At 68.0% G+C, this 10704-nt stretch carries 9 protein-coding genes and 1 other RNA gene; 5 read left to right on the top strand and 5 right to left on the bottom strand.

All coding sequences use genetic code 11. The annotated features are described in order from the left end of the window. Positions 1 to 5: 5 nt before the first annotated feature. Positions 6 to 1130, top strand: coding sequence for a DHH family phosphoesterase (locus tag CYFUS_RS32720; protein WP_095988791.1), 1125 nt, complete (start codon positions 6 to 8; stop codon positions 1128 to 1130). Next, the gene (locus tag CYFUS_RS32725) at positions 1127 to 2275 is read left to right on the top strand and encodes a cysteine desulfurase family protein (RefSeq protein ID WP_095988792.1); all 1149 of its coding nucleotides are present in this window, start codon (positions 1127 to 1129) and stop codon (positions 2273 to 2275) included. The genes CYFUS_RS32720 and CYFUS_RS32725 overlap by 4 nt, the downstream gene beginning before the upstream one ends. Before the next feature lie 32 nt (positions 2276 to 2307). On the opposite strand, the gene CYFUS_RS51905 is transcribed toward CYFUS_RS32725, so the two are convergent. The 3 genes from CYFUS_RS51905 to CYFUS_RS32735 form a co-directional block, all read right to left on the bottom strand. Next, positions 2308 to 2475, bottom strand: coding sequence for a hypothetical protein (locus tag CYFUS_RS51905; protein ID WP_198316218.1), 168 nt, complete (start codon positions 2473 to 2475; stop codon positions 2308 to 2310). Between the two features lie 120 nt (positions 2476 to 2595). After that, the gene (locus CYFUS_RS32730; protein WP_232536946.1) at positions 2596 to 3459 is read right to left on the bottom strand and encodes a serine/threonine-protein kinase; all 864 of its coding nucleotides are present in this window, start codon (positions 3457 to 3459) and stop codon (positions 2596 to 2598) included. An 82-nt stretch (positions 3460 to 3541) separates the two neighbouring features. Continuing rightward, positions 3542 to 4480 (bottom strand): tetratricopeptide repeat protein, encoded by a 939-nt coding sequence (locus CYFUS_RS32735; RefSeq protein ID WP_157758792.1) that lies wholly within the window; start codon positions 4478 to 4480, stop codon positions 3542 to 3544. Between the two features lie 160 nt (positions 4481 to 4640). Here CYFUS_RS32735 and ssrS point away from each other — a divergent pair. The 3 genes from ssrS to CYFUS_RS32750 all read left to right on the top strand — a co-directional run bounded on the left by ssrS (position 4641) and on the right by CYFUS_RS32750 (position 6273). Further along, positions 4641 to 4832: non-coding RNA, 6S RNA (gene ssrS / locus CYFUS_RS32740), on the top strand. Between the two features lie 29 nt (positions 4833 to 4861). Then, positions 4862 to 5485, top strand: coding sequence for a 5-formyltetrahydrofolate cyclo-ligase (locus CYFUS_RS32745; RefSeq protein ID WP_002624194.1), 624 nt, complete (start codon positions 4862 to 4864; stop codon positions 5483 to 5485). Positions 5486 to 5496: 11 nt separating this feature from the next. Next, entirely contained in the window at positions 5497 to 6273 is a 777-nt protein-coding gene (locus tag CYFUS_RS32750) for a TIGR00282 family metallophosphoesterase (RefSeq protein WP_095988795.1), read from the top strand. Positions 6274 to 6322: 49 nt separating this feature from the next. Here CYFUS_RS32750 and CYFUS_RS32755 read toward each other — a convergent pair whose 3' ends face one another. Further along, the gene (locus CYFUS_RS32755) at positions 6323 to 7105 is read right to left on the bottom strand and encodes a hypothetical protein (protein WP_157758793.1); all 783 of its coding nucleotides are present in this window, start codon (positions 7103 to 7105) and stop codon (positions 6323 to 6325) included. Then, the gene (locus tag CYFUS_RS32760; protein ID WP_095988797.1) at positions 7102 to 10641 is read right to left on the bottom strand and encodes a hypothetical protein; all 3540 of its coding nucleotides are present in this window, start codon (positions 10639 to 10641) and stop codon (positions 7102 to 7104) included. Before CYFUS_RS32760 ends, CYFUS_RS32755 begins: the two co-directional genes overlap by 4 nt. Between the last annotated feature and the right edge of the window lie 63 nt (positions 10642 to 10704).

Consider the following 10704-nt stretch of genomic DNA (forward strand, 5'->3'; position numbering starts at 1 on the left):
TTCTCATGCCCGCGACCCCCACAGCCAATGGCCGGAAGATGTCCGGAGGTGGAGAAACCGAGCCTCCGCCACCGCGTCTGGCGACCCTCCCCGCTCGCGCGAAGTTGGAGCGGATGATTCAAGTGGCCCGAGGGCACAAGAAGGCCCTCGTGCTCACCCACGACAATCCGGATCCCGACTCGCTCGCTTCCGCGGTGGCCCTGGCCCAACTGCTGCGCGAGCGGGCGGACGTGGCCGAGGCGCGCGTGGCCTACAGCGGACTCATCGGCCGCGCGGAGAACATCGCGCTGGTGAAGGTGCTGCGCCTGCCCGTCGTGCCCATCGCCCAGGTGGACCTGGACGAGTACGACCTTTTGGGGCTGGTGGACACGCAGCCGCCCACGGGCAACCACGCGGTGCCGCCCCGGCTGCGCCGCGAGGTGGACATCATCATCGACCACCATCCCCTGCGCGACGAGAGCCTGGAGGCCCCCTTCGCGGACGTGGGTGGCGACTACGGCTCCACCTCGACGATGCTCGTGGAGTACCTGCGCGCCGCGCGCCTGGAGCCCTCGACGGAGGTGGCCACCGCGCTCTTCTACGGCCTGAAGGCGGACACGCGCGACCTGGGGCGCGAGACGACCCCGACGGACATCGACACGTACCTGTGGCTGTTCCCCCGGGCGGACAAGCAGTTGCTCGGGCAGATCGAACACCCGGAGCTGCCCGCGCGCTACTTCCAGATGTACCACACGGCCTACGAGCGGGCGAAGGTGTACGGGGACACGGCGATCGTCACCGACCTCAAGGAGGTCTACTCGCCGGACATGGTGGCCGAGGTGGCCGAGCGCCTGATGTTCCTCGAGGGGATGAAGTGGTCGCTGGCGTACGCCACGTTCCGCAACCAGCTCTTCCTGTCCCTGCGGGTGAAGGACCGGCGGATGAACGCGGGCCGGCTCATCCGGGAGATCTGCGGGGACTACGGCGGCTCGGCCGGAGGCCATGGCAGCATGGCGGGCGCGCGCATTCCGTTGTCGGGCCGCGCCAATCAGCGCAAGGCCATCAAGCGCGAGCTGGTGCACCGCTTCCTCGAGGCCTTCGGGGTCGCGGACGAGCGGCCGGTGGCGCTCCTGTCGGCGCCCTCGCCGTGATCTACTGGGACTACAACGCGGCGGCGCCGCTGCGGCCCGAGGTGGCCACGCTGCTGTCGCGGGCCTTCACCGAGGGCGGCTTCGGCAATGCCTCCAGCGTGCACCGGGTGGGCCGCGAGGCGCGGGGCCGGCTGGACGCGGCGCGCGCGCGGGTGGCCCGGGTGCTGGGCTGCGAGCCGAAGGAGGTGTGCTTCACCGGCTCGGGCTCGGAGGCGGACGCGCTGGCACTCAAGGGGGCGTGGCTCGGAAGGAAGGAGCCCCGGCGGCGGCGCGTGGTGAGCACGGCCATCGAGCATCCTTCGGCGCTGGCGGCGCTCCACCAGCTGGAGGCCCTGGGCGCGGAGGTGGTGCGGCTGCCACCGGACCGCACGGGCCAGGTACCACGGGAGGCGCTGCTCGAGGCCCTGACGCCCGACACGCTGCTGTGCTCGCTGATGTGGGCGAACAACGAGACGGGCGTGGTGCAGCCGGTGGCGGACGTGTCGCGTGCGTGCCGTCAGCGCGGCATCCTGTTCCACACGGACGCGGTGCAGGCGGCGGGAAAGCTGCCCCTGCGCCTGGGCGAGGTGGACGCGGACCTGCTCTCGCTCTCGGCGCACAAGTTCGGCGGGCCCGCGGGCGCGGGAGTGCTCGTGGTGCGCAAGGGCGTGGACGTGCAGGCCCTGACGCCCGGGCACCAGGAGGCCGGGCGCCGTGGGGGCACCCAGAACGTCCCCTACGCGGAGGCGTTCGCCCTGGCGCTGGAGCTGGCCTGGCAGGAGCAGCCGGCCGTCGCGGAGCGGCTGGGCGCCCTGCGCGATACCTTCGAGCGCGAGGTGCGCACCCGGCTCGCGGACGTGATGGTGAATGGCGAGACGGCCCCGCGGGTGCCCAACACGAGCAGCCTCACCCTGGAGGGCGCGGACGGCGAGGCGCTGCTCATCGCCCTGGACCTGGACGGCATCTGTGCCTCGTCGGGAGCGGCCTGCGCGTCGGGGACGCTGACACCCTCGCACGTGCTGCGGGCCATGGGGCTCACCCCGGCACGCACCCACGCCACCCTGCGCTTCTCCCTGGGCCCCCCCACGACCCGGGAGGAAGTCGAGCGCGTCGTGGAGGCGCTCGTGCGGCACGTCCCCCGGGCGCGTGAGCTGAATACCCCCTAGCCTCCCGCCCGGCGCCGCTCACCCCTTCTGGCTCACCACTTCTGATCGGGGAGCCAGCCCTTGCGCACCTCGTCCGGAGGCTGCCCATAGCCCGGCAGCCCCTCGTGGGACTCCTGGGGCTTGGACGGCTGGCGCTCGGACTCGCGCTCCGGTTGGGCCTCCCGCTGCTCCTGGGGCTTCTTCTGCTCCTGATTCGCCATGATCGTCGTCCTCCCTGGGCGCGCATGCGCCCGCTCATGAAGGAAATCTCCGCACGCCCGGCGCTCCCGGCAGGCGGAGGCGAGCAACCCACCGGGCGCTCACCATTCGCCCCGGACCGCCTACTTCGTGTCGGAGATGCCGAACAGGCCACGCACCACGGCGGCGATGGCCAGGGGCGTGCCCACCCACTCGTCGTAGTGCGGCGTCAGGGCGGCGGCGAAGTCCTCGGCGCTGGCGAAGCGCTCCGCGGGGGAGATGCTGAAGCCCCGGGCGATGATCTCCTCCAGGGGCTCGGGGATCTCCGGGCGGATGAGGCTGGGCGCCACGTAGTCCCGGTAGATGATCTTCTTGAAGACCTCCTCCGGCGTGGCGCCGACGAAGGGGCGCTGGAGCGTGAGCAGCTCGTACAGCACGACGCAGGCGGCCCACAGGTCCACCTGCGGGGACAGCTCCCCCTGGAGGGCCTCGGGCGAGAGGTAGTAGGGCTTGCCGAGCACTTCCCCGCCCTGGAGCACGCCGTCCACGCGCAGGCGCGCCACGCCGAAGTCCCCCAGCTTGATGTCGCCCAGGCGGGAGATGAACAGGTTGGAGGGCGACACGTCGCAGTGGAAGAGCCCGCGGGGCTCGCCGTTGGGCCCCGGAAGCGAGTGGGCGTAGGCGAGCGCGTCGAGCAGCACCCGGCACAGGTAGAGGGCGAAATCCAGGGGCAGGTAGATGCCGCGCTGCTTGCAGCGGCGCAGGATGTGGCCCAGGTCGCGCCCGTCCACCAGCTCCATCACCATGAAGTGCTGATCGGCCACCGAGCCCACGTCCAGCACCTGGACGATGTTGGGGTGGTTGAGCAGCTGGGTGAGGCGCGCCTCGGCGTCGAAGAGCGCGAGCGAGGCGGGATCCTGCACGAGCGCGGGCAACAGCCGCTTGAGGGCCACGACCCAGCCCTGGCGAGGTCCGGACAGGACCCGGGCGCGGAAGACCTCGGCCATTCCTCCTTTGCCCAGGGCGGACAGGATTTCGTAGTGGCCGAGGATGCGAGGCACCCTCGAAGAAGCAGAGGAACTCACGCGCTCACGGTCCCTGGGCTTGCCGCCTTCTGGCGGGGGCCTCGGCGTTCTTGAAGGCCTCCTGGATGTTCTCCGTGTACCGCGCGATGGAGCCGGGATCCGACAGCAGGAGCTTCTCCAGCCCGAGATCCTGCGTGCCCGCCTTGAGCGCGTAGCCCGACTTCACCGCCTGCTCCAACAACAGCAGCGCCTGCTCCTTCTTTCCCAGCCGGCTGTAGGCACACGCGAGGGTGTAGGCGATGCTCGGCTCGCGCTTGTTGAGCTTCTGGGCCCGGCTCAGCATCTCGACGGCCTCGGTGATCTGGTTGCGCATCAACTGGGCGGTGCCCAGCCCGAAGAAGGCCACCCAGCTCTGCTCACCCAGGGCGATGCTGCGCTCGAACTCGGTGACCGAGCCGCCCCACTTCTTCTCCCGCAGCAACTGCTCACCCCGCTCCAGCGCCGCCTTGGCGGCCTCGGGGTTGCGCCGGCTCGCCCCCCGCCCGGACATCAGGCTGGCGCGCGCCGCGGCGGCGGCGTCCTGGGCCGCGCTCACCGCCCTGGGCGAGCGCAGGACCACCAGCCCCTCCTGACCCAACACCGGCGACAGGCACCCCTGCTGGATGCGCACGTAGGCCGTCAGCGAGCCCTCCTCGGGGCTGTGGAAGCCGAGCACCGGCAGCGCCTGCCGCTCCGGGCACCCTTCGCCCTGCAGACACAGCTCGAACTGCCCCACGAGCACCCGGCCCTGCAGGACGCCGTCGAGCACCGGCGTCCCGGGCTCGAGCCCACACGGGTTGCCCCTGCTCGCCCGGCCCACCAGGCGTTCACCCTCGGTGCTCAACTCCACGGTGCCCCAGATGTCCGCCTGGTAGCTGCCCTGGAGGGGGAGCTCCGCCCCCCGCGCGCCAGGAACAGCGGCGATGAACGCCACCAGGCTGATTGTTCTCGAAACGGACACCATGGATGGAGCGCCGCATCATATGAGGGCCCCGACCGCCTTGTAAACGCGCGGCGATGGCTTGACCCATCCCACCCACGTCCTTATCATTCCCGTAGATGCTTCTGGGGGGTTTCCAGGAGTTTCCCGATGTCGAAGTTTCGTTGGATTTGATTGAAGGTCTTGTCCCCTGCGGGGCGCGTGATGCCCAGCAGAAATTCGAACCGATACGTCCATCACGGGGTCCGTTTCAGGTTCCATGAGCAAGCCCTCCCCTCCGGGGAAGAGGGAAGCCTACGGTTCCATGACTTCGAACCCCACCTGGCTTTTTAGGGTTCAATGGACGCTAGGCACACGGCCATTTCGCGGGGGGCTTTTTCTTTCTCTTGGCGGGGAGTGGGGCAGGTGAGCGAGACGGTGGCGCAAGAGGGAGTGGGTCGGAAGGTGACGCTGCGTGAAGAGCTGACGGCTCGTCGCAAGGCGATGACACCCGACATCATCGACGAGCGGGGATTGAAGGTTCAGTCGCGCTTCCTGGCGACCCCCTACTACAACAAGGCGCGGACGGTGGCGCTCTACGCCCCCATCCGAGGTGAAGTGCCCACCCGGGACATCCTGATCGCGGCCCTGCAGGACGAGAAGATCGTCTGCTATCCGCTGTCGCATGTGCACGGGCGCATCCTGGCCTTCCGCGCCATCAAGTCCGAGGCGGAGCTGGAGCCGGGACGCCTGGGGGTGCGCGAGCCCACCAACTCGTCGGAGCTCATCGCGGTGGATCAGATCGATCTCTTCGTGGTGCCCGGCCTGGGCTTCACGCGCGATGGCAAGCGCCTGGGACGAGGGGGCGGCTACTACGACGCCACCCTCAAGGCGGCTTCCGCACGCAGCCGGCGCGTGGGACTTGCCTTCGGCGACCAGATCGTCGACACCCTGCCCACGACGAATGACGACGTGGACATGGACCTCGTCGTCACCGAGTCGCAGACGATGCGCGGGCTCTACCGCGACTGGGATTTCCTCGACACGTGATAGTCCTGTTCATGGGTGATGTGGTGGGCAAGCCAGGGCTGCTGGCCGTGCGCACCCTCCTGCCCAAGTTGATCGCGCGGCACTCGGTGGACCTGGTCATCGCCAACGCTGAAAACAGCGAGGGCGGTGCCGGCATCTCCCCCGAGTCCGCCGAGGCGCTGCTCGACAGTGAGGTCAACCTCCTGACGAGCGGCAATCATTTCTGGACCAAGAAGGTCATTCTTCCCTGGGTGGAGGAGCATCCGCACCTGCTCTTGCGGCCGGCCAACTACCCCAAGGGGGCGCCGGGACGCGGGCACACCGTCATCCAGACGCCGGACGGGCGCAAGCTCGGGGTGCTCAACCTCGAGGGGCGCGTGTTCATGAAGCCCCTGGACAACCCGTTCGCGGTGGCGCCGGAGCTCGTGGCGGAGCTGCGCAAGCAAACGCCCTGCATCCTCGTGGACATGCACTGCGAGGCCACCAGCGAGAAGAACGCCATGGGCGCGCACCTGGACGGCAAGGTGTCCGCCGTGGTGGGCACGCACACCCACGTGCAGACGGCCGACGAGCGCATCCTCCCGGGCGGCACCGCCTTCATCACCGACGTGGGCATGTGCGGCCCGCTCGACTCCGTCATCGGCGTGCGCAAGGAGCTGTCCATCGAGCGCTTCGTCACCCTGCGCCACAACCAGTACGAGGTCGCCAAGAACCTCGTCTACCTCCAGGGCGTGGTCATCGAGCTGGATGACAAGACGGGCAAGGCGCGCTCCATCCAGCGCATCCGCGAGCACCTGCCGGGCACCTAGTACTATCTGCCGGAAAGTGGGGCCCTGGGCGAAGCCGCACCAGCGCCCCTCACTCATTCCGGAACCACTCCGCCGGGATGCCCAGCGCCGCGAGAATTCGCTCGGGCGAGTTCTCTCCCTTGATGTCACGGACAGCCGGCACAAAGGAATCGTCACGAGGCGGCAGCGCAAAGTGGCCGATGCATTCTCCTCCGCGCAGGACGTTGACAAAGAACATGTCCAGGTTCGGTGAGGCAATTACGCCATATGCCATCACATCTGGAAGCCGCTCCGAGAGCGTGATGTCGGCGAAGCCGACGTCGCCTGTTTCGCTGGAAACCCGGAGCCCTTGCGGTGTGTCCTCGAACCGGTAGTGTCCCGGAGGAAATGGGTCCCCGGCATCCTCCAGCGCGCGAGATGCCTCTTGCGCCCGAATACCCTCCACCAATGCGACTTTGCGCAGCGGTCTCTTTGAGCTTGAGTCCGAGGGCAACTCACGGCCTGGCAGCAGACAGCCGAGAGACTCCGCCAGCGATTCTGGGTCCACCTCCAAGACCTCCAACACACCCTTTCGCCACGACGTGACGGCCCACGGATCGTTGCCGCGATCGATCGCGTACACGGGCTCATCGACTTCGCGTGACAAATCCTTGGCGATTTGGAACTCAGCCCCCACGTCGCTGGAGTCCGCACCCACGATGGCATGGTAACGGCCACGGCCCGGGATGACCTCGAAGGATGGCCCTTTCCCGTGCTCCTCGTCCCCCTCCAACATCAGCGCGGCACGAACGCGGCGCTCAAGCCGCGCTGGCTCGCCTGGAGTCAGGACTGCCCATAGAGGCCACCGGTTCATGGCACACCTCCTGACAAGTTCTCCGGCAGATTCAGTGCCGCACGTAGCTGCTTCGTCTTGTCCAGGATGCGAGCCTCCTCTAGTTGAATGAGCTTTATTCCCGGCGACTGCTTGAGTAGGAAGTCCAAAAGCTTGGCTCTGGTCGGGCCGCTCAGGTTGTCTGTACTGACGAGAAACGGTTGTCCGTTAGGTGCCTTGGCTGCGTCCGCGAGTTGGTCGAGCAGGTGCTGGAGTTGCTTTACAAGCGCCTCCTGCTGTTCGTTGAGCTTGCTGCCGGCCCTGCGGGCCAGCCATGAGTCAAGTGCCCTGCGCCAGCGGTTGTCGTTCCAGCCTTTGACCTCTACTCCATGTTGAAGCTTCGACCCCGTCATCGCCGTCAGCAGGTTGTCGATGACGTGCCCTGCTTTCATTTTCACTTGCCGCCCGGTAAGTCGGAAGCCCGGGAAAAGTTTCTGTGCGTTGTCTTCGGTCAGCATTTCGGCCGCGACGCCTCGGAGTTGTTCGCGGACTCGCCGTTGAAGCTTCAGGTTCCACGGTTCTGCTGCTGCCTGCTGGAAGTCCTTCCACGGCGTCATCTTGTTCCTGCCCATGAAGTTGAGGTCCTTCATGAGCAGCCCTGTCGAGTGCAACCAGCCCAGGTCCACGCGGCTCCTGCCTGCTTTCCTCGCCAGCTCAGCCACGGCCTCCGCTTCCAAGTCTGGGTGGCTGACGAGCCACGCGGCCTCCTTCAGGAAGGCAAGCGGGTCCTTCAAGCTCGGAGCTCCCGAGCGCCTCAGTAATTCCGCGAGCGCCGGCTTCGCCGCACTGCGGGTGGCCGCACGCATGTTTTCCACCGCAGCGAGGTAGGCCTGGGCCTTGTCGGCCGGCAGGGCCGCCGCACGCCGCGCCACCGCGCTGTAGGCGCTCGCCATCTCTTGGCTTTCCGCCGCCAACTGCTTCAGCGCTCCCAGCGTCTTCTCGGCTTCCTCGGCCACGAGCCCCGCGCCGCGAATGCCCCCGAGGGCCCGTGCAGCGGCCATTTCCCCTCGTATGGCGAAGAAGACCTGCTTGAAGGCTTCGGCTCCGCCAGGAAGGGAGAAGCGCAGCCCGTCCGGTGTCGCAACCGCCCTACCCTCGGCGAGCATGCGCTCCAGCGTTTTCACCAGGGCCTGGACGGACTCCACCGACGCACGCAGTCCGGACGAGACCCGGGCGCCAGCCGCGCTCAACACCAGCCCTCCCCGGTGTACCAGCTCGCGTCCTATGCCCGAGGTGGCGAGCTTGTAGATATCCCGGCCAGCCAGCACCACCATGGCCACGTCATGTACCGCAAGAAAGTCCCGTCCCTCTGACGTCTGCGACAGCTCCTCCCGGTACGTGTCCACCACCGCGAGAGTCGCTACCAGCGAGACGCGGCCCACGAAGAGGCGCACCGCCGCTCCGCGTGCCGTCTCCAGCGTGCCGCCTTGCGCGGCTGTGGCTGGCACTCTTGTCCACAGCGGTGCCTTCGTCAGGGCGGAAACGGCGCCGTACACCATGTGCATCTCGCTGATGCGGCTCACTGAAGACCACACAAGTGCCTTGTCTGGCGTGGAAGCGAGCAGGGCCAACTCCATGGCCGTCATCAGGTGCGAGCGCGGCTGTGGCCCATGCACTTCCACCCGCACCCATTCCAGTGGGTGCAGAGCCCGGCTGCGCGACGCCTCGTCCACCGAGGACAGGTAGCGGGCCTGGAACTCCTGCCGCACCGGCTGGAAGTACAGGGCCATGCGCCTGGAGGGCCCCACGGCTTCTCCGGGCAGAGCGGGTTCGGCTCCGAGGCGCACTCCCTGCTGCTCCTCCCACGCTTCCGGCGCCACCAACATCGTGGACACCAGCCCAGAGGGGACGTTGAGCAGGTATGTCCTCTCACCCTCACGCCCCAGGTGGATGGTGGGCAGGGACTCGAGGAGGTCCAGCACGAGGGGAAACGAGGCGAGTGCCTTCTGGGTGAAGGCCTGTCCCAGCAACACCTTGCTGTCCGGCGCGTTGCTGCCGAGCAGCTTCTCCAGCACCCCACTCGAAGTCAGCTTGCGCTCCAGGGGTGGAAACTCCCGGTCAGGCGTGGACACCACCACACGCGCTAGCAGGTGCACGGCCTCCTCCTTCATGTCGGAGGTAAGCGCAGGACCTGTGAGGATGGTGTTGAAGACACCCAGTCGCTCGTCCGGGGTGAGGAGGGCGAGCACGTCGTGATCGAGGGAGACAAGGGGCTGGGGCGCATGCGGTGTCGCCGTGGCGAGGGCTGTCTGGAGCAGCTCTCGTCGCAAGGTCGCCAACTCGCCCGTGCCGGCTCCCAACCCCGGCCGCCAGTCCCCCGGTCGAATGAGGAGCGTGCCTGGGTAGTACCAGTAGGCATTGCCCTCGGGGTGCTCGAGTGGCTCGGGAGCGCCGGCAACAGTATTGAATTCGGCGCTGTAGCCCCGCCAGCGCCCGTCCTTCCCGGGGATGATGACGCGCGGGCTTCCACGGGAAGCGTTGCGCACGCGCAGCTCCGCACGCTCCAGGGATGTCTCCTCGGTGAGCAGCGGCAAGGTACGCACCTGGATGCTGGAGCCGTCGGCGAAATAGAAGCGGCCCACCACGCTGCCCGGGGCGAGGACGGGCGAGCCATCCGTGACGCTGTAGCTCGCCGTGAATCGTTTGGAGTGCAGAACGATGGCCTTCCGCAGGGGCTCCGCGGCCTCGCCGAGGATGTGCCCGCGCTGCGACTCGTCCCTCAAGGGCTCAAGCGCCTGGAGATACCGGTCGAAGGAGCTCTGTCCGGCCCCGTCCAGAATGTCCGAGCGTTGAGCCCAGCGCAGGCCTCGCTCCACCAGTGCGGCGGCCCCGGCCCTGTTCAGGGAAGCCCCCGAAAGTTGGGAGCGGCTCCAAGCGACATCCGCCGCCAGATGTGCATCCAGGGCATGGCGCATGGTGGCGAGCAACTCCGGCACGAGCGCTGGCGGGTGGCGCACGCGCACACAGACTTGGAGGCCCTCCACAGCGCTGGAGGGAGGCGCTCGGGGCTCGATGTCGAAAGCGCCCGACGCCGCGGCATCCCCGAAGAGCCGCGAGGCTATTTCCTCGCGCGAGGCATACCCGGGAACCCAGAGCAGCTCGGGCCGAGCCGGGTCCACCTGAACGGGGATTGGAGCCAGTTCGGACGAGAGGACGGCCTGCGCGCCGGCCTCATCCTCGAGCGTGTCCTCCTGCTCGGGCTCGGATGGCTCGTCCTCCAGCCACTCCGGCGGGATGTCCTCCGTGAGGGGGAGGCGCCAGGTACGCTCCAGGGTGGGCGCTCCCGTGTGCTTCCAGTCCCACTCATAAGTGAGGGTGAGATGCTCTCCAGCGCCCACTCCCTCCGGGACGTCTACCTCCACCTCTTCCCGTCCGCGCGCACGGTTGACGAGACAGCTCGCGAGCAGGAGGACCTGGAAACCTCTAGTCCAATCCCGGTGCGCCAGGGCCACCAGGACGTTGCCGAGGCTGTCCCCGTCAGGGCGCTTCCGGACGACGATTGCGTAATCCTTCGCCATGCGGGGTGCTCCTTGAAACGACAACTGCCCAAGAAGATAACCCCTGCAGCACAGGCGGACATG

This window comes from Cystobacter fuscus (genome assembly GCF_002305875.1).
Lineage (GTDB): Bacteria > Myxococcota > Myxococcia > Myxococcales > Myxococcaceae > Cystobacter > Cystobacter fuscus_A.